We start from the raw sequence: 24,983 nt of genomic DNA, 5'->3' as shown, positions 1-24,983 counted from the left end.
TCGGCACGCCGCCATTGACACTGCTTTCCCAGAACCCTCCACTATGCTGGAACCATGCCTTGGTGGTCGTGGATTCTGATATGGGTTGCCCTTACAGCGGTTGCCCTGCTGCTCTATGTCCTGATCGGCTACCGGCTCTTCCGCAAGTTCATGGCAGTGCTGCGCGAAGTCCAGTCAGCCGGAGCCCGGCTGTCGTTCGCCCCGGGACCTGTTCAGCCCGATACTTCCCTGGAGTTCCGGCCGGCGGTCTTCGAAGATCCGGCGGCTGAGCGCCGCCGGTACGACGAGGGCAAACTGGCCAGGAAAGAGGCACGGCGCGAACGCCGTGTACAGCGCCGGATCCTGCGCGGACAACCGCGGGCCTGGCGCGACATTCCCGGGCTCTGACATAAAATGCACGTAAACGAAAGGACACCGGCATGCGCCTAGAAGGCTGGCACATTGTCATCATCATTGTTATTGCGATCCTGCTCTTTGGTGCTCCGAAGCTGCCGGGACTTGCGCGGAGCGTGGGGCAGTCACTGCGTATCTTCAAGTCAGAAGTACGCCAGATGAAGGACGAGAACACCTCTTCCGCCGCTGACGGCGACCCGGTCGAAGGCCGCGTGGTCAACAACCCCGGCCAGGCGACGGGCCAGCAGGGACCGGCCGCGGGACACACGCCGCCTTCCGGGCCCCATACCGGCAGCGGTAACCCGCCCGCCAACCCGTAGCGGCTGTGGCGCTGAAACGGGGGCGCAAATCCAACCCTGAAGGGCGGATGGCCCTCAAGGAGCATCTGAAGGAGTTCCGCAACCGGCTGTTCAAGGCTGCCATCGCGGTGGTCCTGGGCACCGTAGGCGGGTTCTTCCTCTACATGCCCGTCTTCAACGAACTGACGCGCCCGGTGCGGGAACTCTCCGAAGAACAGGGCCGGCTGGCGACCATCAACTTCGACGGTGTGGCTACATCGTTCGACCAGATGATCCAGGTCTCCGTGTTCATTGGCGTGCTGGTTTCGAGCCCCTTCTGGCTCTACCAGCTCTGGGCCTTCATCACGCCTGGCCTGAAGACCAAGGAACGGCGCGCCGCCCTGGGTTTCCTTTCCGCCGCAGTTCCGCTGTTCCTGGCTGGCGTGTACCTGGCGTGGCTGATCCTGCCCAACGCCGTCGGCGTCCTCACTGACTTCACGCCGGAAGGTGCAGCGAACGTCATCACCGCCTCCGTGTACCTGGCCTTCGTCCTGAGGCTGCTGCTGGCATTCGGCATTGCCTTCCTGATCCCGGTGGTCATGGTCGGGCTGAACCTCCTGGGCCTGCTCAGCGGCAGGACCATCGTGAAGTACTGGCGGATCACGGTCTTCATCATCTGCCTCTTCGCTGCCATGGCAGCGCCGGGCGGAGACGCGCTGAGCATGTTCTACCTTGCGGCCCCGCTGCTGGTGCTCTTCGCCGTAGCGGTGGGCCTGTGCTTCATCAATGACAAACGGCGGGCACGGCGCAGTGCAGCGCGCGAAGCCGCCGTCGAGGCCGAGGCGGACAAGGCATCGGTCCTCCCGGACGCGTAGCCGCCCCGGCCCCCCGGGGGGGGGGGACGGCTCCGTGCTTCGCTCGGGGCCGGTACCCGCAGCCGGCAGGACGAAGACGCTCGCCGGAGCGTCTAGGCTGGAGATATGACTTCCCCGTCTGAACGGTATCTCGCCGCCAAGGAACGCACCGGCCACGCACGTACCCGCCTGGGAGTCTTCGAGCAGTCCCTGGGATTCGAGCTTGATCCCTTCCAGCTCGAGGCGTGCCGCTCGGTGGAGGCAGGCCGCGGCGTCCTGGTTGCCGCCCCGACCGGTGCCGGAAAGACCGTGGTGGGGGAGTTCGCCGTTTACATGGCCCTCGAACGCGGGCTAAAGGCGTTCTACACCACGCCGATCAAGGCCCTGAGCAACCAGAAGTACACGGAACTCTCCGCGTCCTACGGCGCTGAGAACGTAGGCCTGCTCACCGGAGACACGAGTATCAATCCGGACGCGCCCGTCGTCGTGATGACCACCGAGGTGCTTCGCAACATGCTCTACGCGAACTCGGACACCCTGGATGACCTCGGCTACGTGGTGATGGACGAGGTGCACTACCTCGCCGACCGTTTCCGCGGCGCCGTCTGGGAAGAGGTCATCATCCACCTGGGTTCTGACGTCCAGCTCGTCTCGCTGAGCGCCACCGTGTCCAACGCCGAGGAGTTCGGCGCCTGGCTGGACACAGTGCGTGGTGATACCGACGTCGTCGTGACCGAACACCGTCCGGTGCCGCTCTGGCAGCACGTGATGGTTGGCCGGGACATCCTGGACCTGTTCGCCACTGACGTGTCCTTTGACGAGACGGCCGGTGCCGATGCCGGACCGTCCGGCTCCGGAGGCAAGGTCAAGGTCAACCCCGAACTGCAGGAGCTGGCCCGCAGTGAGTCGCGGCTGAACCAGCGCGGCCGGTGGTCCGGGCCGCGGTCCGGTCCGGGCGGCCGCAAGCCCGCGAATGCCCGCCGCGGGCCGTCCGGCTCCAACGCTGTGACCCGCACCCCGCGGGCGTCCCGCCCGCAGGTGATCAGCCAGCTGGACAAGCGGGGACTGCTTCCGGCCATCACCTTCATTTTTTCCCGGAACGGCTGCGACGGCGCTGTCCGCCAGTGCGTGGATTCCGGCCTGACCCTCACGAGTGAGGCGGAGCGCCAGGTCATCGCCAGGACCGTGGATGAGGCCGCCCGGGACATCCCCGAGGATGACCTGGAAGTCCTGGGCTTCTGGACCTGGCGTGAAGGGCTGATCCGCGGCTTTGCCGCCCACCACGCCGGGATGCTGCCGACTTTCAAGGAAGTAGTGGAGAAGCTCTTCGCTGCCGGCCTGGTACGGGCGGTCTTCGCGACTGAAACCCTGGCCCTGGGCGTCAACATGCCCGCACGCTCAGTGGTCCTGGAGAAGCTGGACAAATTCAACGGGGAAGCCCACGTCGATGTGACGGCAGGGGAGTACACCCAGCTCACGGGGCGCGCGGGCCGGCGCGGAATCGACGTCGAAGGCCACGCCGTGGTGCTCTGGCAGCCGGGCACCGATCCCGCGGCCGTAGCCGGGCTCGCGTCCCGCCGGACGTATCCCCTGAACTCATCCTTCCGCCCCACCTACAACATGAGCATCAACCTGATCGCCCAGTTCGGCCGGGACCGTGCGCGGGAGATCCTTGAATCGTCCTTTGCCCAGTTCCAGGCCGACCGTTCGGTGGTGGGCCTGGCCCGCCAGGTCCGCTCACGCGAGGAATCCCTGGCCGGCTACGAGAAGGCAATGACCTGCCATCTGGGAGACTTCACCGAGTACGCCGCGCTGCGGCGCCAGCTTTCGGACCTGGAGCACAATGCGTCGCGGTCCAGGGCACGAAGCCAGCGCAGCGCTGCCGCCGCGTCCCTGGAAACTCTTCGTCCCGGCGACGTCGTGGACATCCCCGGCGGGCGGAACCCGGGCCACGCGGTGGTGCTCTCCACAGACTCCGGTGCCCGCGATCCACGCCCGGCCATCCTGACCGAGGACAAGCAGCTGCGCCGCCTGCACGTCCAGGACCTGGACGGCGCCGTGAATGTGGTGTCCCAAATCCGCATCCCGAAGTCCTTCAACGCCCGGACCCCCAAGGACCGCCGGGACCTGGCCGCGTCCCTGCGCAACGCGCTGCGGGAGCACCGTCCGCCGCGTCCAGCAGGCACCCGCGGCGCATCCCTGCACGCCGGTGGCACCGACCGGCAGGAAAAGGCCATAGCCGAGCTGCGCCGCAAGATGCGCGCCCACCCCTGCCACGGCTGCAGCGACCGTGAGGACCATGCCCGCTGGGCCGAACGCTGGTGGAAGCTGCGCCGCGAAACAGACAACCTCGCGGCGCAAATCCGCGGCCGTACCAACACGATCGCGAAGACCTTCGACCGCGTCAGCTCAGTCCTGGAACACTACGGCTACGTTGCGTCGGACGGAGAGGACGCCCTGAAGGTTACCTCCGCCGGCAGCAAGCTTCGTCGGATTTACGGCGAGAAGGACCTGCTGGCCGCCCTCGGCCTGGAGAACGGGGCCTTCGACGACGTCGACGCCGTCGAGCTGGCCTGCCTCGCCACCGCACTGGTGTACCAGCCCAAGCGGGAAGAACGGGGCCTGCGCCCGAAGATGCCCAGCGCCGTCCTGGACGGAGCCGTGGACATCCTCATCCGGCAGTGGTCCGAGCTGACGGACCTGGAGGAAGCGGAGAAGCTCCCCGTCACGGGCGAACCGGAACTGGGCCTGGTGTGGCCAATGTACAAGTGGGTCCGGGGCAAGCACCTGCAGGTGGCGCTGAACGGCACCGAGCTGGCTGCCGGCGACTTCGTCAGGTGGTCCAAGCAGGTCATCGACCTGATCGACCAGCTGGCCAAGGTTCCGGATATTTCCACCGACCTGCGCCGGCGCTGCCGTGAAGCAATCGACCTGATCAAGCGCGGAGTCGTCGCCTACTCCGCAGTGAGTGAATAACTTCTCGTCCGTCTGCGTTCCCTTCCACGAGAACCTCGAAACAAACCACAGAACAGGTGAGTCCTTGAACAGCACGGCCCCGGCCAATGCCCTGACCCTTTACCGCAACGGTTCGGTCTACAGCTCAGCAGATCCCTTCGCCACGGCCATGCTGGTGGACGGCGGCACAGTTGCCTGGGTCGGTTCAGAGCAGGCAGCCACTTCCATCCAGGATGACAAGATGCAGGTGGTGGACCTGCAGGGTGCGCTGGTAGCCCCCGGTTTCGTGGATTCCCACGTCCACCTGACGGAGACCGGACTGGCGGCCTCGTCAGTGGACCTCTCCGGTGTGCGAAGCCTGGCCGAGATGCTGGACGCCGTGGCGGCCGAGGCTGGGCGAACGGCCGGCCTGATTATCGGGCACGGCTGGGACGAGTCCGGCTGGCCCGACCGCCGCGTGCCTACCGCCGCTGAACTGGACCGGGCATCGGGGAACCGCAGCGTTTACCTGGCACGCGCAGATGTGCACTGTGCGGTGGTGTCGGGCACCCTTGCCGCCGAACTTGGGCTCTCGGCACTGGACGGCTGGGAGGACGGCTTTGTAATCCGGGATGCGCACGAAACTGCGCGTACCGTCTCCCGCAGCCTCTCCCTGACCGAGCGGGCCCGCTACCAGCGCGCGGCCCTGGACCTCGCCGCTTCGCAGGGAATTGTTGCCGTGGCAGAGATGGCTGCCCCGCATATTGCTCCGGCAGAGGACCTCCGGCAGCTCTTGGGACTGGAAGGCAGCCTCGGCGAGGCACCGTCACCGCAGGTGCTGCCGTACTGGGGCCAGCTCGCGCAGAGCGAGTCCGAACTCGCGGAGATTGTTTCCTCCTTCGACGGCCGCCTGCTGGGGTTGGCCGGGGACCTGAACATTGACGGTTCCATCGGTGCGCGGACGGCTTCGCTGCGCGCACCCTACGCTGACGCTCCGGAGACGGCGGGCAGCCTGTACCTCAGCGCGGAGCAGGCAGCCAGGCACGTGGAACTCGCAACGCGGGCGGGCCTGCAGGCGGGTTTCCATGTCATCGGCGACGCCGGACTGGATACCGTCATCCAGGCACTGGACCTGGCGGCAGCTTCCGTTGGCGAGCCGGCCATCCGTGCCGCACACCACCGGCTGGAACACCTTGAGCTCAGTGACGACTCAGCCATTGCGGACCTGGTCCGGTTCGGAACCACTGCGAGCATGCAGCCTGCCTTTGACGCGCTCTGGGGCAATGAGGGCGGCATGTACGCCCAGCGGCTGGGGGAGCGCAGCACGGAAATGAACCGGTTCGCGTCATTGTTCTCCGCCGGCGTCCCCGTCGTCTTCGGCTCCGATGCCCCGGTAACGGCCCTCGATCCGTGGCGCGCCGTCCGCGCTGCAGTCATGCACAACAATCCCGCACAGCGCATCTCCGCCCGTGCAGCGTTCATTGCGCATACGCGTGCCGGCTGGCGTGCCGCAGGAACCGGCAATCCCATGCTCGGGCAGCTCGCTCCGGGTACGCCGGCCTCCTTCGCCGTGTGGGAAGCCGATGAGCTGATGGTGCAGACACCGGATGCATCGGTAGCTTCCTGGAGCACCGACCCGCGTGCCGGCACTCCGCTGCTGCCCGCACTGGACACCGAGCAGCTGCCGCGCTGCCTGCAGACCGTCCACCTGGGGACCGAGCTGTACCGGGCAGCCGATTTTAGCTAGGCCCCCGAAAAAAATTAGTACGTCTACTTACCTATGAAGTGGCTTCTGACCTGCGGCGATACACATTAGCGCCTAGTCAGGAAACATGTTGACACCTCCCGCTCAGGACGTAGTCTAGACAGACCGCGGCACGGACCGGCACCACGCCGGAACCCAGCTGCCCCGGCCCGGGCACGTTTGTGTGGGGGTGATGGTCCTCCACCCGGAAGCGGTGCAGGGCCATCTGCAGCAACTTTCGCTGCGCACTTGGGGACAGGTTCAACCGTCAGTAGAAAACAGGTCCGGAACCTCCGGAACTGGCCCGAAGACGGAGGTGCCTGTCCCTTTGTGCGCCTGTGCCCGGACCAGGCGCACGGCTCGCCAGGCCGGCGTCGGGCACCGTCCCATATACTGGTGGTTCTGCCTCCGTCCGCAGACCCCTTCCGAGCCGCGATCAGCGCGGCTCGTGTTCGTTGAAAGGCCTTTGAGTGCGCGTCCTCACCATCATCCCCACCTACAACGAGATAGAATCGCTGCCCAAAACGCTTCAGCGGCTCCGCGCGGCCGTACCGGACTCGGATGTGCTCATTGCCGACGACAACAGCCCGGACGGCACCGGCGCCTACGCCGACGAACAGGCGGCACTCGATCCGGCGGTGCACGTGCTGCACCGCAAGGGCAAGGAAGGCCTGGGAGCGGCATACATTGCAGGGTTCCGCTGGGGCCTTGAACACGGCTACGACGTCCTGGTGGAAATGGACGCTGACGGTTCCCACAAACCGGAGCAGCTCCCGCTGCTGCTGGAGGCCTCCGCGGCAGGTGCTGACCTCGTGATCGGCTCGCGCTGGGTTCCCGGCGGATCGGTAGTGAACTGGCCGCTGCGCCGCAAGCTGCTCTCCCGTGCAGGCAGCACCTACAGCCGTCTGATGCTCGGCATCCCGGTCCGGGACATCACCGCAGGATACCGTGCCTTCAAGCGGACCACCCTGGAGAAGCTGGACCTGTCCGCCGTTGAATCAGTGGGCTACGGCTTCCAGGTTGATATGACTTTCCGGGTGGCCCGGCTTGGCCTGAAGATCACCGAAGTGCCCATCACCTTCGTTGAGCGCGAGTTCGGTGCCTCCAAGATGAGCGGCAACATCGTTTTCGAGGCGATTGCCAACGTCACCAAGTGGGGTATGGCAGCTCGCTGGAACAAACTGACGAAGCGGGGCTAGGCCCATCTCGGCGGCCTGGAGGAGGATGCCGCGGAGAAACGGCGAAGGCCGGCAGCGTTGAGCTGCCGGCCTTCGCCGTTGGGGATGCCGTGCGGCACCTGCCTAGGACGCGGCGCGTTCTCCGCGGCGTTCGCGGAGCTTGTCCAGCCGGTCCTGGAGAATCACTTCGAGTTCTTCGATGCTGCGGCGTTCGAGCAGCATGTCCCAGTGCGTACGCACCGGCTTATCGTTGCTGGTGTCCGGCTTCTCGCCGTCAACCAGCAGCGCTTCCTTACCGGTCTTGGAAACCCATACCGGGGGAACCTCTGCCTCGGCGGCGAAGGTTACGAACACGCGTTCGCCGTCCTCGCAGCGGTACTCGACACGCTGGCGGGGAGCCGGCTCGACGCCGGATTCCGTCTCCATGCTCTGCGCACCCAGTCGCATACCCCGCAGGCTACGATCGCTCATCTTTTCTCCCTCATCAGTTTCGAAAGGCCCAGGGGCCCATCAGTAATGCCCGCTGCCCGTAGGGACAGCCGCTCAAGCTGCTGCCGGCTGCACACCGGCTTTTCTCATCCGGTTCAACGCCAGAACCGCGAATCCTGTTCCCGTCAGACCCAGAACCCCGGCAAACAGTCAATTATAGCCGGAGACGGGCACTGCGGCGACTGGCAGCCTAGGAAGCGCCGTCGCCGGTGCCTGCACGGAGGGTTGCGGTGGTATCGGTAGACGCGGTTCCGGCGTCGGCAGGCCTTCCGGTCCCGGAGCCAGCCGTAGGCCGGACATCCGGCAGGTAGTCTCCCAGGGCCGAACCGACACCGCGGAGCGCTTCACCGAGTTCGCTGGGGATGATCCACAGCTTGTTTGAATCACCTTCGGCGAGTTTGGGCAGTGTTTGAAGGTACTGGTACGCCAGGAGCTTCTGGTCCGGGTTGCCCTTGTGGATCGCGTCAAAGACCTTCTGAATCGCTTGGGCTTCACCGTCGGCGCGGAGGATCGCAGCCTTGGCATCACCCTCGGCGGCAAGGATGGCTGCCTGACGACGGCCCTCAGCGGTGAGGATCTGTGACTGCTTCGTACCTTCGGCAGTGAGGATCGTTGCCCGGCGCTCACGCTCGGCCCGCATCTGCTTTTCCATCGAGTCCTGGATGGACAGGGGCGGCTCAATGGCCTTGAGCTCAACCCGGGAAACCCGGATGCCCCAGCGTCCGGTGGCTTCGTCGAGCACGCCGCGCAGCTGGCCGTTGATCCGGTCGCGGGAGGTCAGCGCTTCTTCGAGGTTCAGCCCGCCGACGACGTTGCGGAGGGTCGTCGTGGTCAGCTGTTCCACGGCATGGATGTAGTTGGCAATCTCGTAGGTCGCGGCACGGGCGTCAGTGACTTGGAAGTAGACCACGGTGTCGATGGAGACCACGAGGCTGTCCTCGGTGATCACCTGCTGCGGCGGGAAGGAAACAACCTGCTCGCGGAGGTCCAGCAGCGGAAGCAGCCGGTCCACGAACGGGATGAGGATATTCAGGCCCGGATTCAGCGTGCGCAGGTACTTGCCAAGGCGTTCAACGACGCCGGCCCGGGCCTGCGGAATGATCCGGATGGACTTGACCAGGACGACCAGGACAAAAATGACCAGGACAGCCAGGATGACTAACAGGACGGTGGTTTCCATATTCCCCCTTGCATTGCGGCCGGACAGCATTGGTGTCCGGCCTGGTTGTTGCCCCGTGCCAAGGAGCGCTGGGACCCCGGCGGTTGGCGGGGTTCCCGTGGTGGTAGTTAGCGGCGGCCGTTCACACCGCCGTCGTCTTCGGGGTGCCCGTCGATGGACCGGGTATCAGCGGCGCGCAGCGGCTCCACGACCGCGGTGGCGCCTTCGATCCGGGTCACCTCCACCTGCTCGCCCGCAGGCAGCAGGGAGCCGTCTCCGCTGCGCGCGGTCCAGGTATCTCCCGCGAGCTTTACCGTCCCGGTGCGGGACCCCACGGGCTCCAGCGTCACGGCGGTGTCCCCGATGAGCCGCTCTATGTTCGAGCGCTGCTCCTTGCTCCCGGTCTTGAGGTGTTTCAGGGCAGCGGGCCTGACCAGGACAATCATCAGCAGTGCAACGACGCAGAAGACGACGACCTGCAGGAAAAGGGGCGCGGAGAGAATCGCGGCCAGCATGGCAGCCAGGGCACCCACCGAGAGCATGGCAAAGAAGAGGTCCAGGGTGAGGGTCTCGATCGCCGCGAAACCCAGGAAGAGGACGAGCCAGAGAACCCAGCCGTAGTCGACAAGCCAGTTGTACAGTTCCTGCATGATCTTCCCTCCAGCTCCGACCACCCCGGTGCCGGGTGCTGCAGAGCCGTCCAGCGCCGGGCGGAGTGGGTTAGTTACGGGCTTTGTGGCTTATTCTGCCTGATAAACGCGGGTTTACCTAGGCGCACCCGGTTACGGGTGTGGCACGATTCGGGGCCGCGGGCGAACCTGCGGCCCGGGGATCAGCGCCTGTTCAGTCCGCAGCCCGGAACTGCTGCAACGCAAATGCCGCGGTTACCGGCAGCGGGAATTCGGTCCGGTCAAGGGTACCGGCGAGGGCATCCGGGTCCACGTGGTGCGCGGAAGGACCCATCAGGACCACGTTTTCGACGTCGGTCCGGCCCAGTGCCATGGTGTACTCAAGATGCTCCGCCGGACCGGCCTCGAATTCGGGTCCCAGTGACTGCGCCACCCGCGCTTCCTTTTCGCTGCCGATCTCCAGCATGCCGGCCAGGCCCCGTATCTCCTGCAGGTGGCCCGGCAGGGGAGTGACTACCAGAAGCACGCCGCCCGGGGCGAGCACCCGGAGAAATTCGGCGGAGTTCCGGGGCGCGAAGACGTTGAGCAGGACATCGGCTGCCCCGTCCGCCAGCGGCAGCGGGCGCCATACATCCCATACCAGGGCGAAGCCCGCCGGCAGCACCCGTGCGGCCCGGCGAAGGGCGAACTTCGAAATGTCCAGCGCAACGGATACGGATGCTCCCGCTGCCTGTTCCGCTTCCCGGAGGTAGTAGCCGGTGCCGGCCCCGGCGTCGAGGAGGACAGGTCCGGTTCCAGCGTCTGCGGCTGATGCTCCAGCCGCCAGGTCGGCCAGCCTACGTGCCAGCGGCTCGTAATGTCCGGCCTCGAGGAACGCACTCCGCGCCTGGACCATCGCCGCGGTATCTGCATGGAACTTGGTGCCCGCCCCGGTGAGCAGGTTGAAGTATCCCTGCTTGGCGGCGTCGTACCGGTGTCCCGAGGGACAGCTAAGCCGGGTCCGTGCAGCATCAGGGCGAAGGTCACCGCCGCAGTTTGGGCAGGTCAGCAGGCGGCGTTTTCCGGTGGGCATATCCCAATCTTAGGCCGCGTACGGTTCCGGCCAGCGAGCGCGGTCCTTTCCGGGTGCCGCCTGGGGAGCGCCGGTGTATTGCTAGGCTCGGTTCCATGAAACCCAGTGATTTGGATCTCCTGAACTCCGTCTCCGAACCGTCCCTTAGCCCCGACGGCACCCGGGCCGTGGCCTCCGTCCAGCGGCCCGACTTCGCGGCAGACTCCTACGTCGGCCAGCTGTGGGATGTCCGCCTGGACGGGTCAGCGCCGCGGCGCCTGACCCGCGGATACAGTGACTCCGCACCCCAGTTCTCCCCGGACGGATCGGTGATCGCCTTCCTGCGTTCGGCACCGGGGGGCCGTCCGCAGCTCTATGCCATTCCGTCCGAGGGCGGCGAGCCGGTCCAGCTCACGGACCGCCGTCTGGGCGTCTCCTGGTTCAGGTTCTCGCCGGACTCCCGGCACATCCTCTTTTCCTCCCGGGAACCTGAACACGGCCGTTACGGAACCGTCGACGGCGTTTCGTCCGGCGCGGAGGACCCGCGCCTGATCACCACCCTGAACTACCGGATGAACGGTGCCGGCTACACCCGGGACAAGTTCGTCCAGGCGTTCGTCGTGCCGCTGCCGGACCTCGCTGCGGAGCCTTTCGTTGCGCCGGTGGGCCGGGCAGCGGAGGCAGCGCCGAAGGATGAGCGCAAAACGGCCGGGCTGCCGGAGGCGAGGCAGCTCACGGACTTCGACGCCGATGTCAGCAACCCGGTCTTCACAGCGGACGGATCCGCCATTCTCTTCACCGCTGCCCTGCACAGCGATGCCGATACGGACCTGGTCACCGATGTCTACGAGCTGCGCCTGGACGGCGCCGGGGAACCGCGCAGGCTGAGCAACCTCGGCGGCAGCCGCCTGAGCGTTTCGCACCCGGTGCAGAGCGCCGACGGCGGCTGGCTGTATTACCTCGGACAGGATGTCTCCGAGACAGGCCTGGATTTCGTAGCGCGCAACACCGCACTCTATGCGGCCCCCATGGCGGATCCGGCAGCTGCCTCGCGGCTGACGGATCCCGAGGGAATGGACCTCGCCGGGGGACCGGTTGTCCCGGCGGGGGACAGCGTCCTCGTCTTCAACCTGAACCGCGGTGCCTGTGAACTGCTCAGCGTCGACCGGACCGGTGCGCTCAGCACCCTGGTGTCCGGTCCACGCGTGGTGACCGGGGCAGCGGAAGCTGCCGGCACCGTAGTGGTTGCCTTCACCGATCAGCAGACCAGCGGTGATTTGGCCGTCGTGGATCCGTCCGCTGCCGGCCAGCTCCGTGTCCTCACGGACTTCTCGGCCGGTTTCCGGGAGAAAGCCGGCGTGCTGCCGCTGGTGGAGGAGACACACCCCTCCGCGGACGGCTATCCCGTCCACGGCTGGGTTGTGCTGCCTGAAGGCGAAGGCCCGCATCCGGTGCTGCTGAATATCCACGGCGGTCCGTTCTCACAGTACGGCTGGGGTCTCTTCGACGAGGCACAGGCCTATGCCGCTGCCGGGTACGCGGTGCTGATGTGCAACCCGCGCGGTTCTTCCGGCTACGGCCAGGAACACGGAAGGGCGATCAAGGAGGCGATGGGAAGCCTGGACCTCCAGGACGTCCTTGGTTTCCTCGAGGGGGTCCTGGCAGCTCATCCGGAGCTCGACGGCGAACGGCTGGGCGTTATGGGCGGGTCCTACGGCGGCTACCTGACGGCCTGGACCATCTCACAGGACCAGCGGTTCACCGCCTCCATCGTTGAGCGCGGCTTCCTGGACCCGCTGTCCTTCATCGGCTCGGCCGACATTGGCTGGTTCTTCTCGGCCGCATACACGGGCAGCGATCCGGAGAAAGTTGCGGCCCAAAGCCCGTTCGCCCAGGTGGACAAGGTTCGCACGCCGACCCTCGTGATCCACTCCGAGGAGGACCTGCGCTGCCCGGTGGAGCAGGCACAGCGCTACTACACCGCGTTGAAGCTGCAGGGGGTTTCCACCGAGCTGCTGCTTTTCCCGGGGGAGAACCACGAACTCTCGCGCGCCGGAACGCCGTGGCACCGGCGGCAGCGGTTCGAGCACATCCTCCGCTGGTGGGCCCGGTGGCTGCCCACCCCGGCGAACCGGGCCGAATCCAGTGAAGAAGCCGGTAAGCAGCCGGCAACTGCGGCCGTCTAGGGCTTCCGGACCTGCTGCGGGACACCGGGAGCCGGGGTTCCGCAGCGGGTCCTTCCTGCTTCGCCGCAGCCGGCCTAGAAGCCCAGGGTCCGGCGGGCGGCCTCGATGTCTTCAGCTGCCCAGCGGGGATACTCCGCGTTGGAACTCAGCGAACGGGTGAAGGCCTTGTCCACGTACACGATTCCGTTCAAATGGTCCGTTTCGTGCTGGACGATCCGTGCGGGCCAGCCTGAGAATGAACGCTGCTGCGCCTGGCCGTGCTCGTCCTCGTAATCCAGCCGGACGGAACGGTACCTTTCCACAACTCCCTGATAGCCCTCGAAGGAGAGGCAGCCTTCGTAGAACGCTGCCGTCTGCGTGCCTTCGGGCTCGTAGCGCGGGTTGATGATGGTGAAGAACTCCAGCGGGGTGCGTTCCCGTATTTCCGCGGCCTCGGGATCCGGCGCGTAGGCGTCCTCGAGGACGGCCAAACGCAGCGGTATGCCGATCTGCGGGGCGGCCAGTCCCACACCGGGGGCGTCGTGCATGACACGCCTCATGAGCCCGATCAGGGCCTGGAGTTCGTCTGCCTGGAGCTGTCCTTCATAGGGCAGGGCCGGACGGCGGAGCACGGGGTGCCCCAGCTGGACGATGGGAACAAGATCCTGCTCCAGCATCGGAAGGACCAGGGAGCGGATGGCGGCGGGCGACTCCGCTGCACTGGGTTCGTAGATCACGGATCCATCCTAGTGGCCCCGGCACAACCGGCACGCCGGCCGGCTGGCTTCCGGAGACGCTTGAGGCCCCCGGCTATTCCTGCCGGGGGCCTCAAGCGTTGACGTGCAGGGGAGAGGCGTTAGCCTTCGCAGTCCACGCAGTACTTGTCGCCGTTCTTCTCCAGTGCGATCTGGGAGCGGTGACGAACAAGGAAGCAGGACATGCAGGTGAATTCATCGGCCTGCGCCGGAACAACCTTGATCAGCAGTTCTTCGCCGGAGAGGTCGGCGCCCGGAAGGTCGAACCCGTCGATAGCGTCGGATTCCTCGACGTCGATAACCGCCGTCATCGCCCCGCCGCGCTGCTGGGCCTTCAGCCCCTCCAAAGAGTCCGTCGGCTGGTCTTCTTCTTTGACGCGGGGTGCATCGTAATCGGTAGCCATGTGTAGTGCTTGTCTCCTGAATTTGTGGGGGGTTCGAGCGTAGATCATATAGGTGAAGCCGCATAACACACCAAACGGCTTCTGAATAGGTCTTTCTGTGGCAGCTCCGCAGAATTCCCGCCGCTGGCTCCGGACAGGGTGCCCCGGAGCGCCGGCCAGGACGTTCCGCGTCAGGTGATCCTGCAGCTGGACGTGTGAAGCAGGGGAGCTCGAATCCCCGCACTTTCCGCTTCACCGCAGGTCAGTGCCCGGTACAACGACGCGTTCTGGACATTTGTTCCCTCGCTGCCGCAGTGCGTTATGTAAAGCTCCCGGCAGGCGGCGTTCCGGCGGCGGGAGACATTATGTCAACTGAATGTGAACGGGCGCACCGCGGCAAACATGAGCAAAAACACGTGAGGTACCTTTTCCCTGAGGCATTGAATTCCAGCATCCAGGGAACGGTTGCGGCCGCAGAGTGCCGGGAGGATTTCCGGCGCGGGATCGTTCCGGCGCGTTCGGCAGGGCTGGAACGCACTCCGGCGGGGTTGGTACAAAGCAGGCGCAGGGGACCCGCTTCCAGAGACTTTCCAATGTGCCGATAATCTACATTATGTCAAGTAGCAGTTCGGAAGCGGTCCCCCGGATCTGTCTCCGGGGTATATTGCGGGCAACCAAACATGGCGCTTGAGGTCAGCGGCATGTCCAATCTGTTCGAGCCGTCAATCCCCGGGGGAACTCATGAATGAAGAACGCACACTGGACTGGAATGCAGGAACCTGGACGAACCAGCCCGCGGGCATATCCCAGTCCGGGACGAACCTGCAGGTCACGGCATCCAAAGGCAGCGATGCCTGGCGTGAGACAGCCTACGGCTTCACGTTTGCGACCGAGAACGCGCTGCTCGCTCCGTTTCGGCCGGATTCGGCCATGGAAGTCGAGTTCACGGCACAGACCTTCGAACAGTTCGACCAGGCGGGAATCTTCCTGCGCGCCGCACCGGATCTCTGGGTCAAGGCCGGCATCGAATTCGCCGACGGCAGCCTGCAGGCCGGCGCGGTCGTCACATCCCCCAAATCGGACTGGTCTTCCTCGCCGCATTCGGGATGGCTGGGCAAACGGACCCTGGTGCGCGCCAGCTGGACATCAGATGCCCTCACCATCCGCGCCGGACTGCCCGGCCAGCCGCTCGAGCTGCTGCGCGTGGCCCCCTTCTCCCCCGCCGGCCCCGTCGCTGCAGGACCATATGTGGCGTCCCCGACATCTTCCCGCTTCGAAGCGGTGTTCCACTCCTGGCGGGTTACCGCCGCAGACGCCTCCCTGCACTGAACGCCCGCTAATCCCGGGTTCCGCGGCCCAGCCCGGCACAGGGGCCGTTTACCACACCTGTTGCGGGAGTAATCTCGAAGTATGACTACACGTACTTATATCGTCACAGGATCCGCTTCCGGCATTGGTGCAGCGACGGCACAGCTGCTCAAAGAACGCGGCCACACCGTCATTGGTGTGGACCTGCGCAATGCCGAGGTGGAAGCCGACCTCAGCACCCCCGAGGGACGCCAGATCGCTGCCGACCGCGCAGTTGAACTTGCCGGCGGCACTGTCGATGCTGTCATTGCGTGCGCCGGAATCTCCGCACCGGTGCCGCTCACTGTCTCCGTGAACTTCTTCGGCGTCACCGAGTTCCTTGACCGTCTCGCCCCCGTCATGGCACGCAGCGAAGCACCCCGTGCCGTCGTCGTCAGCTCCATGGCGTCGCTGCAGCCCAACTCCCCCGAGCTGGTCGATGCCATGCTCGCGGGGGACGAGGCCCTCGCCCGCCAGATTGGTCAGAAGCTCGCGGACCAGGGTCCGCAGATCGGGTACCTGAACTACCCGTCGTCCAAGCGCGCCCTGAGCCGGTGGGTCCGGCGCGCCTCCATCAGCGAGCTCTATGCAGGCAACGGCATCCCGCTCAACGCCGTGGCCCCGGGTACCGTGCTGACCGCCATGACCAAGGAGCTCCTGGCCACCCCCGAGGGTGTCAGGATGGTCGACGAGAATGTTCCCATGCCGCTGAACGGGCACTCCGAGCCGGTTGTCATCGCCCGGATCCTGGCCTGGCTTGCCAGTGAGGAGAACTCCCACCTCGCCGGCCAGACCATCTACTGCGACGGCGGCGCCGACGCCTCCCTGCGCGGGGATGACATCTGGCAGTCCTAGTACACAGCGAAAAGCCGGTCCGTCCCAGGCAGGGACGGACCGGCTTCTTGCTGCTGCGGGCGCTAGGCCGTGGCCTGAAAGTCCGAGCGCACCGGAACCGATGCGGCTCCGGTCACCGCGTCCAGGAAGTCCAGGGTGTCCGCCAAGACCAGACGGGCGTCCTTGAGCTGCAGCTTGAACTGGAATTCGTGTCCCAGCGCGGGCCTGTGCTCCTTGGGCCAGAACCGCTGCACAACCGGCACACCCAGCTCCTCAAGCCTGTACGCCAACGGCCGGGACTGCGGGTCGGTGAGATAGTCAGCGTTGCCGCCGGAAATGAACGTCGGCGGGAAGCTCTCCCCAACATGTTCCAGGATGGACATGTGTTCCGCCGCCGGGGTGGAGGCCCAGTCCTTGGAGCCGGTGTACGCCCACAGCGCCGTGCGGAATCCCCAGCCCACCGGACCCGTGAGCTTGGCCATGGTCTTGAGGTCGTACACACCGCAGAACAGAAGCGTGCCGCGCAGGTGTTCCGGCGCAGCCGCCGGAACCACTCCCGTTCGGGCAGCGTAATCGGGATCGGTAATGATCAGCGCCAACTGGGCGGCCAGCTGCGCTCCGGCGGAGTCTCCGGCGAGAATGATCCGGTCCAGATCGATGCCGTACTCCCCCGCGTGTTCACGGAGATATCCGAGCGCATGGTTCAGTTCCGTGACAGCCTGCGGGTAGCTCGCCTCCGGAGAGATGGAGTAGCCCACGCCGGCAACGGCATAGCCGTGTCCGGCCAGGATCTCCAGGTACGGAGCGACGTTTTCCTTCGAACCGGAAATCCAGGCACCGCCGTGCACCCACACCACTACGGGGTGCGGGCCGTTCCCTGACTCGGTAGGCAGGAAAAGGTCCAAAGACTGGCGGGCTGACTTCGTCAGGTATGGAAGGGACCGGTGGGCCCGGACTCCCCCGGACGGTACGTGCCTGCGCAGCGTCCGCAGCTGCACCTTTCCCCCACTGGAGAACAAGCCGCGGATAAACAGGGCTGAAGGTCTTGGATCTTTGTGGATAGCAGTTGCGGCCAGTGTTCCGGCTGCGGCTACGGCTGAAGCCATGAACCCTGCTGCCGCGAGGGGCAGAATTTTCATCTTTTCAGGGTAGGACGGCCGCCTGGAAGGTTACCGGCGCCCACCCGCGCCAGCTCTGGCCAACAGCACGCCCGCAGTGCCCAGTCTCACCGCACGGTGTGCCCGGCCTGACACTCCTGCAACCCCGCGCAGCACTCGGGTATCGCCCGCCCCACACCCGTACGCAGTAAAAATCACGGCCCGCGGGTTGGCGCCGCCGCACCGGAGCGAAGCAGACTAAAACTACCTACGGCGCTCGCATCCGGCAGGAAGAAGGGACAGACCGCCAATGCATAAGATCAACGGCCGCCGCAACTGGCTCATGCACCAGGTGCCGGGCGGAATCCTCGGACGAACCGCACGGCTCACCAAACCGGTACAGGGAACCCTGCTGGGCTTACTGGCCGCAGCCGCCGTCCTGGCCCAGCTTCTCTAAGGCTGCCCAAGCACCCGCACGGGCATCCTCCGCGCGGTCCTGCCCTCCCCCGGCCGAACCGCGCTTTGCAGGTTTACAAAAGTGGACTGAGTCCAAATTTGTGCAATTCCTGCGGAAAACTTTCGACTACTCGAGTATTTCCGCTGTAAAAATTGCGACTGCAAACGGTGCTACAGATGCTTGGAGGAAGGCTCCATGATCACGGATCAGGTAATACCCCACGCCGACTACTTGACAGTGGTCCAGCGGAAGACAGCAGAGAAATCGTCGTCGGACCGGGCAACCATTGCCTGCGTCATTCCGGCCTACAACGAAGAGGACACCATAGCCGACGTCCTCAACGCGCTCTTGAAGCAGACCCGGCTGCCGGATGTCATCCATGTGGTCATCAACAACACCGATGACGAGACGTTCTACCTCGCCAGGGAGTTCGCCGGACCCCACGAGCACACGTACCAGGACCTCACGTACCGAACCGAGGTTTTTGTCCACGACATCGGCGTCAACACGGACAAGAAGGTCGGTGCCCTTAACTACGGTTTCAGCCAGGTCCGCGACGGCTATGACTATTTCCTCGGAGTCGACGGGGACACAGTCCTGGACAGGCACGCCGTAGAGCATCTGGAGAAGGAGATCCTCAGCGATCCCCGGGTTGGCGGTGTCTCGGCGATCTACACCGTCGCCGAGCCGAAGAAGGGCATGATCGCCAAGTACCTCACCACCGGGCAGCGGGCACAGTTCGCCGCCTTCAATATGGACAATCTTCTGCGGGGACGGAACATGGCGGTCCTGGGCGGCCAGTGCTCCATCCTGTCCATGGAAGCCCTGAAGAGCGTCATGGTTGACAACCGCCAGGCCACGCCGTGGGTCAAGGACTCGGAGGTTGAGGACTCGCTGCTCTCGCTGCAGATCAAAAGCATTGGCTACGCCACCAAGATCTCCGCCCGCGCCCGGGCCTCAGTGGGAGGAATGGAAACCCTGCGTGCGCTGGACGGCCAGCAGGTGAAATGGAACTACGGGGCAATCGACCTCATGTGGCCGGGACAGCGGAGCAACACCCCGGGCCAGCCGCTGCATCCGAACCTGCGGCTGCGCTGGAGCGAGAACCTCTCCATGCTGTTCAATATCGTCACCCGCATGGGTTTTATCCTGCTGCTCGCCGCGTCGCTCAGCATAGGTGCCTACGTCTTCTACTGGTTCTGGCTTATTCCTCCCCTCGTTGCCGTGATCCTCAACGTCCGCATCGCATTGTCCATCAAGGACCGAAGTGCACGGGATATCGCCTTCGCGTTGCTTGCCGTCCCGGCAGAGCTCTATCTTTGGCTGCGAATCGGTCATTTTGTCCGCGCCTGGGCCAAGTTCTTCTCGAAACAGCAGACTGACAACTGGGCCGCGCAGGCCCGGGCGGAACGGGGGGCCGGCTACGGGTTCCTGATGCCCGCCCTGGTAGCCCTGGTCATCATTGCGGGGCTGGCCTTCGCCTGGCTCAATCTTCCAGCCGGCGTGCAGTCCGCCGTGCTGGCCATCGGCTGGCCCATCCTGTACATCACCACGCTTGTCCAGACCCTGTTCATGCTGCGCAAGGCGCTGCGCGGGCACCGGGGGTTCAGGGTATGACACGCGTCAACCGCCGGGCACCCAGGGCCGGACGGATGATTGGCCTGGCGGCCGCCCTGGCCCTGATGCCGGGCCTGCAGGCGTGCTCAGTCCCCGGCTTCCCCGGCAGCGGCACCGTGGACAGCCAGGCAGAAGAACGGGAAGCGGGACGCGCGGTGGAAAACGAGCTGGCAGAGGGTTCCACCAGCCACCGCCTGGGGGCGGCGTCCCACACCCTCCTGCTGGACTACTGGACCAGCGAGGACCCGGCCGGCTGGACACCCGAATCTTCACCGATCATCAACCTGAGCGTGAAGATCGACGGCACACCGGTTCCGGGAGCTGTCCGGGTCACCCGCTTTAATGCCCGCGTGGACGCCCTGGGCGTGGAGCTCGCGAATGACCAGGGAAGCTTCGCACTCGAACCCCCGTACGCCTACACCTCCGGCTTTGCGCTGCCGGCCAACCCCACGGCGGAAAGCACTACGGTCCTGTTCACCATCGACCTGCTCACCGAAACGGAACCCGGCAGCGGGGTATTTACCCGGCAGACGGTCCTCGACACACTCACCATCGGCTTTGCGGGAATGGCCGCCGACGCCGGCGCTGCCCCCGGGGAGTAGGCGCGCCGCCGTCGTTTTTGCTTTCCTGCTACTGGGCGCAGCGGGAAGCAGCTAATGTGGTCGAACTTCCGCCGTGCGCCAGAGGAGGCCGCCATGGAATCCGTACCAGGCATCGATCCTGCTGTTCCGCCCACCGGGCCCGGCTGCGTCGAGTGCACCGAGGCCGAAGGGTGGTGGTTCCATCTGAGGCGCTGTGCCGAGTGCGGCCACATTGGATGCTGCGACAGTTCCCCCGGACAGCACGCCAGCGCACATGAACAGGCCACCGGACATCCGGTGATCCGCAGCTACGAGCCGGGCGAAGACTGGTTCTACAGCTATCCGGAGGAGGCTGTCTTCGAAGGCCCTCCGCTGGCTCCGCCCGAGGCCCGTCCGGCATCCCAGCCCGCTCCCGGTCCCGCCGGGCGCGTTCCCGCGAACTGGATGGACCTGCTGCACTAACCGCGGGATGAGCGCCTGTTCGCTCCGGTTTGGCGGACTGCGGCCTTCCGCAGTACGCCAAACCGGAGCGAGATCCATGCCAGACCGCCTACGGGAATGGGCAGCCAGAAATTCAGGATCCGCCAGGACAGCACTGCGAGGACCGCAGCGCTGCTGGGGGTTCCAAAGCCCGCCAGCGTGGGAACCAGCACGCCCTCCACGAGCCCTACGCCGCCGGGGGTGAGCGGAGCAAGGGCCACTAGGTTGGCCAGGGAGTAGGCAATGAGCAGTTCACCGGGTCCAAGGGTGTGACCAAAGGCGGCAGCAAACGTCCACAGGCAGGCGGCGTCGAAGCCCCAATAGCAGACAGCCAAAAGCAGTGCCAGGACCAGCCGCCGCGGATCCCTGCGGAACATTTCGGTTTCCGCCGCCATGGTCCGAACGAACTTTTCCGCAGCGTCCGGTTTGATGATCCGCACCAGTCGCGCTGCCCTGCGGGCCACCCGGACAGCGGCGTCCAAGTGCAGGTCCAGCACCGCGAGAACCCCGGCGCTGACGGCCAGGAGCACCAGCACGGTAATGCCTGCAGTTATGAAGTACCGGTTGGTGCGCACCTCGCCGAGGGCGGCAAGCACTCCGGCGCCGAACAGCACCCCGAGCACCAGGTTGGCGCCGACAACCTGGACCATCGCTGCGCTCAGCGCATCCTGGGGCCGCACCCCTGCCTTGGTCAGGAGGCCGTACCGCAGCGCCGCCGACGTTGTTCCGCCCCCTGGGACAACATGGTTAACTGCCAGGTCGCTCAGGTCGATGCGCAGCAGCGTCAAGAATCGCGGCTTGACCGATCCCGGAAGCACCACGGAGGTCAGTGCGCTGTAGCAGCACAGCGAGAGCGCTTCCAGCGCCGCGGCCGCCAGCAGGACGACGGCGGGAAGACGCTGCAGGGCGCCAAGCACGTTCTGTGACCCGAGGATCTGCGGCAACACCACATACTCGAACACCAGCAGCAGGACGACGGCGACGCTGATCCACCGCACGGCACGGGAGCGCCGCAGCCGGTGCCATGCATCCTGCTCCCTGCTCACCCTCCCAGCACAGCAGAGGCGCACCGCCCACCGATAGCCGGCGGCCGTATTAGAGGCCTGCGGCGTCGTTCCTGTTTGGCGGCAGGACGTGATAGTGACATGATGTTGGTATGTTGCTGACCACGTGTCAGCAACAAGCATACCCAAACAACCAAGGGGTTTCCCATGTTCCTAGCGCTGCGCGAACTGCGTTTCGCTCGGGCCCGGTTCGGACTCATGGGCGGCGTCATCGCCCTCATAGCCGTACTGATGGTCCTGCTTTCCGGCCTGTCCTCAGGCCTTGTCAATGACGGGGTGTCCGGCCTGAAATCCATGCCGGCCACGGCAATCGCCTTCAACGAAGGCACCAAGACGGACAACGCCTTCTCCCGCAGCGTTGTCGACCCTTCCCAGGCCGAAGCCTGGAGCACCCAGCCAGGCGTGGAGGAAGTCACCCTGCTGGGTTCCACCATCGTCAACGGCGCCACCGAGAACGGCACGCAGGTAGACCTGTCACTCTTCGGGATCGATCCGGATTCCTTCCTGGCCCCCGCAGTGGGCGAAGGCCGGGGCGTCCAGGCTCCCCATGAAATGGTGGTCTCTCCCACTGCTGAGGAGGAAGGCATCGAACTCGGTTCGGTCATCACCCTGGACCGGCTCGACGTGGAACTGACCGTCGTGGGCTTTACCGAAGGCCAGGCGACCTTCGGCCACGTTGATATGGCCTACCTTCCGCTGGGGACCTGGCAGTACATTGCCAGCGGCCAGTCACAGCCGGGCACCCCCTCAGAAGCCGATCTTGCAGCCCTGGACTTCGACACAGCCAGCGCCGTTGCCATTAAGGCAGCAGACGGAGCTGACCTGGACTACGCCGCGGGCGACACCGCCGCAGGCACCGTCACCTCCACTCTCGAGGAATCCTTCGACGCCTCTCCCGGCTACACCGCCGAGACCATGACGCTGGAAATGATCCAGATCTTCCTTTACGCCATCTGCGCCCTGGTGGTCGGTGCCTTCTTCACCGTATGGACCATCCAGCGCAAGCATGAGCTGGCTGTCCTCCGCGCCGTCGGAGCCTCCACCGGTTACCTGCTGCGCGACGGCATCTTCCAGGCAGTTGTAATCCTGGCTTTGTCCACCGCCGTAGGTGTTGCGGCCGGCCTGGGCATGGGCGCATGGCTCTCCGGCAGTGCCATGCCGTTCGCACTCGAGGCCGGGCCCATCAGCACGGCTACCGCCGTGACCATCCTCATGGGTGTCCTGGGCGCCGCCATTGCCATCGTCCGCATTTCCCGGGTTGATCCCCTGGCTGCCCTGGGAGGACAGCGATGAGCACACAGACTCAGAACTCCGGCGCAAAGGTCGGCACCCGCGGGCTGCTGATCGAAAAGGCCAACCTGGCACTGGGTGACGGTGAAAGCACGGTCCAGGCCCTGGACAACGTGTCCCTGTCCGTTGAGCCCGGCGAACTCGTCGCCGTCGTTGGCCCCTCGGGTGCCGGCAAGTCTTCGCTGCTGGCCGTCGCCGGTGCCCTGACGACGCCGGACACCGGATTGGTCAGTGTTAACGGAACCGATCTTTCCACCCTGAGCAAGGCCGCCACGGCACGGTTCCGGCTGGAGAACATCGGTTTCGTGTTCCAGTCCGGCAACCTGATTCCGGCACTGACCGCTTCGGAACAGCTTGAGCTCATCCACCGGATGGCCAAGATCAAGGGGAAGTTCAATACCAGGCACCTGCTCGACGCCGTTGGCATGGGACACAAGGCCAACAGCCGCCCGGACCAGCTCTCCGGCGGTGAACGCCAGCGTGTAGGCATCGCCCGTGCACTGGTTACCAAGCCAACCCTGCTCCTGGTGGACGAGCCCACTGCCGCCCTGGACCGCAAGCGAAGCCAGGACGTGGTGGAGCTCCTCGCCCGGGAAACCCATGAGTTCGGGGTTGCTACTGTTATGGTTACCCACGACCACGACGTCCTCCACCACTGCGACCGGGTCGCGGAGATGGTCGACGGACGGCTCGCTAGCTAGACACTGCACGAACAGGAGGGCTCTTTGCCCCGCATTACCGCGCCGACGGTGGCTGAACACCGTGCCGCACAGCAAAGGGCCCTCCTGGACGCCGCAAGGACGCTCCTGGCCCGCACCGGCGAAGCACCCAGCATGGCAGCGGTAGCCGCCCTGGCCGGACTCGCACGGCCCAGCGCCTACCAGTACTACAAGTCCCGGACCGACCTTCTTAACGCCCTGGTCATGGACGTCTTTCCGCGCTGGGCCCGGCGGGTAGAGGACGCCATGAGCGCCCAGAAGGAGCCGGCGGACCGGATCCTGGCGTATGTGCTGACCAACATAGCCCTGGTGGCCGAGGGCGAACATGCCGTAGGCAGCGCCCTCGCATCGGTTGCACCCAGCGAAGAGCTCGACGCTCAGAGCGCGCGGATGCACCAGGCAATCCTGGACCCACTGGTGGGTGCACTCAGGGACCTCGGAGCGGAAGACCCGATCAGCACCGCCGAACTCATCAATGCGATCGTGCACACCGGAACCCGCCTCCTGGAGTCCGGCAAGGACCTGCAGGAGGTCGGGCGACTGGTCCGCGACCTCATTGGTCCCTACATACGCGAACACGGCGGCGCCGCCGCAGGTGCCGGCCAGTGAACCGCCCCAACCGGCTCTGGCCCGTGCAGCTGGCCGCCGACGTCGTACTCATTGTTCTCTTCGCGGCACTGGGCCGGGACACCCACGCCCATGGCGTGGATCCCGCCGGCGTCCTCATCACTGCCTCTCCCTTCATCGCTGCCGCACTGGCAGGATGGGCCGCCCTGCGACTGTGGCGCCGCCCCGTGGCCCTCTGGCCCCACGGCATCCTCCTCTGGCTGATTACCGCCGGGGGCGGACTGGCCGTGCGCGCCCTGGCCGGGGGCGGTACCGCCTTCAGCTTCCAGCTGGTTACCTTCGGTGTCCTGGGGGCATTCCTGCTGCTGCCGCGTCTGGGTGCCTCCCTCGTCATCCGCAGGCGCACACGTCCCGATTCAACTAGGCTCATACACAGGGCCTAATCCCCGCGCCCTGCAGGAGAAGGAAAGGCAAGCCATGATCACCGCTTTCGTACTCATCCAGACCGACTCGGCCCGGATTCCGGAGTGCGCGGAGGAAATCTCCGAGATTGAAGGCATCAGCGAGGTCTATTCGGTCACCGGAGAGTGGGACCTGATCGCGATCGCGCGTGTCCGCCGCCACGAAGACCTCGCCGACGCGATTGCCAACCGCCTTTCCAAGGTTCCCGGCGTGATCGGGACCACCACCCAGATCGCCTTCCGGGCTTACTCAAAGCATGATCTCGATGCCGCGTTCTCGCTCGGGTTCGACGGGTAATTAGGGCCAAAAAACACCGGATTTACAAGGGTTTTGAGTGCCGCAAACTACGTTTGGGTAACGAATTGTCCCCGTACCCTGGGTCATTCACGCACCTAACAGGCGGGGGGAGGCAGACCGGCCGGGCGGCCGCCCCCCCCGGGTTTTTGGGGCGTGGGT

General features: G+C 65.5%; 26 protein-coding genes. 18 read left to right on the top strand and 8 right to left on the bottom strand.

All coding sequences use genetic code 11. From position 1 onward, the window contains the following. Nucleotides 1-54 precede the first annotated feature (54 nt). From ACSLGO_RS07990 to ACSLGO_RS07965, 6 genes are all read left to right on the top strand, one after another. Nucleotides 55-387 (top strand): hypothetical protein, encoded by a 333-nt coding sequence (locus tag ACSLGO_RS07990; RefSeq protein ID WP_091604800.1) that lies wholly within the window; start codon nucleotides 55-57, stop codon nucleotides 385-387. Nucleotides 388-419: 32 nt separating this feature from the next. After that, the gene (gene tatA, locus ACSLGO_RS07985; protein WP_091604797.1) at nucleotides 420-713 is read left to right on the top strand and encodes a Sec-independent protein translocase subunit TatA; all 294 of its coding nucleotides are present in this window, start codon (nucleotides 420-422) and stop codon (nucleotides 711-713) included. A gap of 47 nt (nucleotides 714-760) precedes the next feature. Next, nucleotides 761-1,546, top strand: a complete 786-nt coding sequence (tatC, locus tag ACSLGO_RS07980; protein WP_176697582.1) for a twin-arginine translocase subunit TatC — start codon at nucleotides 761-763, stop codon at nucleotides 1,544-1,546. Nucleotides 1,547-1,651: 105 nt separating this feature from the next. After that, a complete protein-coding gene (locus ACSLGO_RS07975) occupies nucleotides 1,652-4,501 on the top strand; it encodes a DEAD/DEAH box helicase (protein ID WP_436400861.1) in 2,850 nt (949 codons plus the stop codon). A 64-nt stretch (nucleotides 4,502-4,565) separates the two neighbouring features. Continuing rightward, nucleotides 4,566-6,206, top strand: coding sequence for an amidohydrolase (locus ACSLGO_RS07970; RefSeq protein ID WP_325786835.1), 1,641 nt, complete (start codon nucleotides 4,566-4,568; stop codon nucleotides 6,204-6,206). A gap of 467 nt (nucleotides 6,207-6,673) precedes the next feature. After that, nucleotides 6,674-7,402 carry a polyprenol monophosphomannose synthase gene (locus ACSLGO_RS07965; protein WP_152274476.1) on the top strand — a complete coding sequence of 243 codons (729 nt, stop codon included), beginning with the start codon at nucleotides 6,674-6,676 and terminating at the stop codon, nucleotides 7,400-7,402. A gap of 102 nt (nucleotides 7,403-7,504) precedes the next feature. Here ACSLGO_RS07965 and ACSLGO_RS07960 read toward each other — a convergent pair whose 3' ends face one another. The 4 genes from ACSLGO_RS07960 to ACSLGO_RS07945 all read right to left on the bottom strand — a co-directional run bounded on the left by ACSLGO_RS07960 (nucleotide 7,505) and on the right by ACSLGO_RS07945 (nucleotide 10,730). Further along, a complete protein-coding gene (locus tag ACSLGO_RS07960) occupies nucleotides 7,505-7,852 on the bottom strand; it encodes an RNA polymerase-binding protein RbpA (RefSeq protein ID WP_091604785.1) in 348 nt (115 codons plus the stop codon). Between the two features lie 208 nt (nucleotides 7,853-8,060). Then, entirely contained in the window at nucleotides 8,061-9,050 is a 990-nt protein-coding gene (locus ACSLGO_RS07955; protein ID WP_387006102.1) for an SPFH domain-containing protein, read from the bottom strand. A 107-nt stretch (nucleotides 9,051-9,157) separates the two neighbouring features. Further along, nucleotides 9,158-9,679, bottom strand: coding sequence for an NfeD family protein (locus ACSLGO_RS07950; protein ID WP_325786836.1), 522 nt, complete (start codon nucleotides 9,677-9,679; stop codon nucleotides 9,158-9,160). A 193-nt stretch (nucleotides 9,680-9,872) separates the two neighbouring features. After that, nucleotides 9,873-10,730: a putative RNA methyltransferase gene (locus ACSLGO_RS07945; RefSeq protein WP_436400858.1), complete on the bottom strand. Its 858-nt coding sequence runs from the start codon at nucleotides 10,728-10,730 to the stop codon at nucleotides 9,873-9,875. Between the two features lie 95 nt (nucleotides 10,731-10,825). Here ACSLGO_RS07945 and ACSLGO_RS07940 point away from each other — a divergent pair, with 95 nt between their 5' ends. Next, on the top strand, nucleotides 10,826-12,895 hold the full coding sequence (locus ACSLGO_RS07940) for a S9 family peptidase (protein ID WP_436400856.1): 2,070 nt from the start codon (nucleotides 10,826-10,828) through the stop codon (nucleotides 12,893-12,895). 74 nt (nucleotides 12,896-12,969) lie between these two features. Here ACSLGO_RS07940 and ACSLGO_RS07935 read toward each other — a convergent pair whose 3' ends face one another. Then, entirely contained in the window at nucleotides 12,970-13,551 is a 582-nt protein-coding gene (locus ACSLGO_RS07935; RefSeq protein ID WP_091605908.1) for a peptide deformylase, read from the bottom strand. A 179-nt stretch (nucleotides 13,552-13,730) separates the two neighbouring features. Beyond that, nucleotides 13,731-14,033 (bottom strand): DUF4193 domain-containing protein, encoded by a 303-nt coding sequence (locus ACSLGO_RS07930; protein WP_091604775.1) that lies wholly within the window; start codon nucleotides 14,031-14,033, stop codon nucleotides 13,731-13,733. Between the two features lie 720 nt (nucleotides 14,034-14,753). On the opposite strand from ACSLGO_RS07930, the gene ACSLGO_RS07925 reads away from it, so the two are divergent. After that, the gene (locus tag ACSLGO_RS07925) at nucleotides 14,754-15,341 is read left to right on the top strand and encodes a DUF1349 domain-containing protein (protein ID WP_325786838.1); all 588 of its coding nucleotides are present in this window, start codon (nucleotides 14,754-14,756) and stop codon (nucleotides 15,339-15,341) included. Between the two features lie 81 nt (nucleotides 15,342-15,422). Beyond that, nucleotides 15,423-16,214: an SDR family oxidoreductase gene (locus ACSLGO_RS07920; protein WP_436400853.1), complete on the top strand. Its 792-nt coding sequence runs from the start codon at nucleotides 15,423-15,425 to the stop codon at nucleotides 16,212-16,214. A gap of 62 nt (nucleotides 16,215-16,276) precedes the next feature. Here ACSLGO_RS07920 and ACSLGO_RS07915 read toward each other — a convergent pair whose 3' ends face one another. After that, on the bottom strand, nucleotides 16,277-17,332 hold the full coding sequence (locus ACSLGO_RS07915) for an alpha/beta hydrolase (protein WP_436400852.1): 1,056 nt from the start codon (nucleotides 17,330-17,332) through the stop codon (nucleotides 16,277-16,279). A gap of 268 nt (nucleotides 17,333-17,600) precedes the next feature. On the opposite strand from ACSLGO_RS07915, the gene ACSLGO_RS07910 reads away from it, so the two are divergent. From ACSLGO_RS07910 to ACSLGO_RS07895, 4 genes are all read left to right on the top strand, one after another. Continuing rightward, nucleotides 17,601-17,747, top strand: a complete 147-nt coding sequence (locus tag ACSLGO_RS07910) for a hypothetical protein (RefSeq protein ID WP_176697581.1) — start codon at nucleotides 17,601-17,603, stop codon at nucleotides 17,745-17,747. Nucleotides 17,748-17,942: 195 nt separating this feature from the next. After that, nucleotides 17,943-19,364 (top strand): glycosyltransferase family 2 protein, encoded by a 1,422-nt coding sequence (locus ACSLGO_RS07905; RefSeq protein WP_436400850.1) that lies wholly within the window; start codon nucleotides 17,943-17,945, stop codon nucleotides 19,362-19,364. Beyond that, nucleotides 19,361-19,966 (top strand): hypothetical protein, encoded by a 606-nt coding sequence (locus ACSLGO_RS07900; RefSeq protein WP_387006111.1) that lies wholly within the window; start codon nucleotides 19,361-19,363, stop codon nucleotides 19,964-19,966. Before ACSLGO_RS07905 ends, ACSLGO_RS07900 begins: the two co-directional genes overlap by 4 nt. A gap of 93 nt (nucleotides 19,967-20,059) precedes the next feature. After that, complete coding sequence (locus tag ACSLGO_RS07895; protein WP_091605906.1) at nucleotides 20,060-20,407, top strand: UBP-type zinc finger domain-containing protein; 348 nt, start codon at nucleotides 20,060-20,062, stop codon at nucleotides 20,405-20,407. Here the strand turns inward: ACSLGO_RS07895 and ACSLGO_RS07890 are convergent. Continuing rightward, nucleotides 20,404-21,471, bottom strand: coding sequence for a lysylphosphatidylglycerol synthase transmembrane domain-containing protein (locus ACSLGO_RS07890; protein ID WP_263126861.1), 1,068 nt, complete (start codon nucleotides 21,469-21,471; stop codon nucleotides 20,404-20,406). The two genes, ACSLGO_RS07895 and ACSLGO_RS07890, sit on opposite strands and share 4 nt — an antisense overlap. 165 nt (nucleotides 21,472-21,636) lie before the next feature. On the opposite strand from ACSLGO_RS07890, the gene ACSLGO_RS07885 reads away from it, so the two are divergent. The 5 genes from ACSLGO_RS07885 to ACSLGO_RS07865 are packed head-to-tail and all read left to right on the top strand — an operon-like array spanning nucleotide 21,637 to nucleotide 24,824. Further along, nucleotides 21,637-22,782, top strand: coding sequence for an ABC transporter permease (locus tag ACSLGO_RS07885; protein WP_436400847.1), 1,146 nt, complete (start codon nucleotides 21,637-21,639; stop codon nucleotides 22,780-22,782). Then, nucleotides 22,779-23,480, top strand: coding sequence for an ABC transporter ATP-binding protein (locus tag ACSLGO_RS07880; RefSeq protein ID WP_436400845.1), 702 nt, complete (start codon nucleotides 22,779-22,781; stop codon nucleotides 23,478-23,480). Before ACSLGO_RS07885 ends, ACSLGO_RS07880 begins: the two co-directional genes overlap by 4 nt. A 24-nt stretch (nucleotides 23,481-23,504) precedes the next feature. Beyond that, nucleotides 23,505-24,107 carry a TetR/AcrR family transcriptional regulator gene (locus ACSLGO_RS07875; RefSeq protein ID WP_436400843.1) on the top strand — a complete coding sequence of 201 codons (603 nt, stop codon included), beginning with the start codon at nucleotides 23,505-23,507 and terminating at the stop codon, nucleotides 24,105-24,107. After that, nucleotides 24,104-24,508, top strand: a complete 405-nt coding sequence (locus ACSLGO_RS07870; protein WP_091604746.1) for a DUF3054 domain-containing protein — start codon at nucleotides 24,104-24,106, stop codon at nucleotides 24,506-24,508. The genes ACSLGO_RS07875 and ACSLGO_RS07870 overlap by 4 nt, the downstream gene beginning before the upstream one ends. 34 nt (nucleotides 24,509-24,542) lie before the next feature. Continuing rightward, complete coding sequence (locus ACSLGO_RS07865; protein WP_091604742.1) at nucleotides 24,543-24,824, top strand: Lrp/AsnC family transcriptional regulator; 282 nt, start codon at nucleotides 24,543-24,545, stop codon at nucleotides 24,822-24,824. Nucleotides 24,825-24,983 lie beyond the last annotated feature (159 nt).

Origin of the sequence: Arthrobacter sp. IK3 (assembly GCF_051337705.1) — a bacterium.
Taxonomy (GTDB): Bacteria; Actinomycetota; Actinomycetes; order Actinomycetales; family Micrococcaceae; genus Arthrobacter_B; species Arthrobacter_B koreensis.
The sequence above is the reverse complement of the archived record's forward strand: the minus strand, read 5'-3'. Positions and strand labels throughout refer to the sequence as shown.

Bases quoted from the DNA above. Each gene is read 5' to 3' on its own strand.
- tatA (WP_091604797.1), top strand. From the start codon at position 420: ATGCGCCTAGAAGGCTGGCACATTGTCATCATCATTGTTATTGCGATC.
- ACSLGO_RS07920 (WP_436400853.1), top strand. From the start codon at position 15,423: ATGACTACACGTACTTATATCGTCACAGGATCCGCTTCCGGCATTGGT.
- ACSLGO_RS07955 (WP_387006102.1), bottom strand. From the start codon at position 9,050: ATGGAAACCACCGTCCTGTTAGTCATCCTGGCTGTCCTGGTCATTTTT.
- ACSLGO_RS07895 (WP_091605906.1), top strand. From the start codon at position 20,060: ATGGAATCCGTACCAGGCATCGATCCTGCTGTTCCGCCCACCGGGCCC.
- ACSLGO_RS07925 (WP_325786838.1), top strand. From the start codon at position 14,754: ATGAATGAAGAACGCACACTGGACTGGAATGCAGGAACCTGGACGAAC.
- ACSLGO_RS07990 (WP_091604800.1), top strand. From the start codon at position 55: ATGCCTTGGTGGTCGTGGATTCTGATATGGGTTGCCCTTACAGCGGTT.
- ACSLGO_RS07900 (WP_387006111.1), top strand. From the start codon at position 19,361: ATGACACGCGTCAACCGCCGGGCACCCAGGGCCGGACGGATGATTGGC.
- ACSLGO_RS07975 (WP_436400861.1), top strand. From the start codon at position 1,652: ATGACTTCCCCGTCTGAACGGTATCTCGCCGCCAAGGAACGCACCGGC.
- ACSLGO_RS07865 (WP_091604742.1), top strand. From the start codon at position 24,543: ATGATCACCGCTTTCGTACTCATCCAGACCGACTCGGCCCGGATTCCG.
- ACSLGO_RS07940 (WP_436400856.1), top strand. From the start codon at position 10,826: ATGAAACCCAGTGATTTGGATCTCCTGAACTCCGTCTCCGAACCGTCC.
- ACSLGO_RS07885 (WP_436400847.1), top strand. From the start codon at position 21,637: ATGTTCCTAGCGCTGCGCGAACTGCGTTTCGCTCGGGCCCGGTTCGGA.
- ACSLGO_RS07905 (WP_436400850.1), top strand. From the start codon at position 17,943: ATGATCACGGATCAGGTAATACCCCACGCCGACTACTTGACAGTGGTC.
- tatC (WP_176697582.1), top strand. From the start codon at position 761: ATGGCCCTCAAGGAGCATCTGAAGGAGTTCCGCAACCGGCTGTTCAAG.
- ACSLGO_RS07960 (WP_091604785.1), bottom strand. From the start codon at position 7,852: ATGAGCGATCGTAGCCTGCGGGGTATGCGACTGGGTGCGCAGAGCATG.
- ACSLGO_RS07910 (WP_176697581.1), top strand. From the start codon at position 17,601: ATGCATAAGATCAACGGCCGCCGCAACTGGCTCATGCACCAGGTGCCG.
- ACSLGO_RS07945 (WP_436400858.1), bottom strand. From the start codon at position 10,730: ATGCCCACCGGAAAACGCCGCCTGCTGACCTGCCCAAACTGCGGCGGT.
- ACSLGO_RS07935 (WP_091605908.1), bottom strand. From the start codon at position 13,551: ATGCTGGAGCAGGATCTTGTTCCCATCGTCCAGCTGGGGCACCCCGTG.
- ACSLGO_RS07930 (WP_091604775.1), bottom strand. From the start codon at position 14,033: ATGGCTACCGATTACGATGCACCCCGCGTCAAAGAAGAAGACCAGCCG.
- ACSLGO_RS07880 (WP_436400845.1), top strand. From the start codon at position 22,779: ATGAGCACACAGACTCAGAACTCCGGCGCAAAGGTCGGCACCCGCGGG.
- ACSLGO_RS07915 (WP_436400852.1), bottom strand. From the start codon at position 17,332: ATGAAAATTCTGCCCCTCGCGGCAGCAGGGTTCATGGCTTCAGCCGTA.
- ACSLGO_RS07950 (WP_325786836.1), bottom strand. From the start codon at position 9,679: ATGCAGGAACTGTACAACTGGCTTGTCGACTACGGCTGGGTTCTCTGG.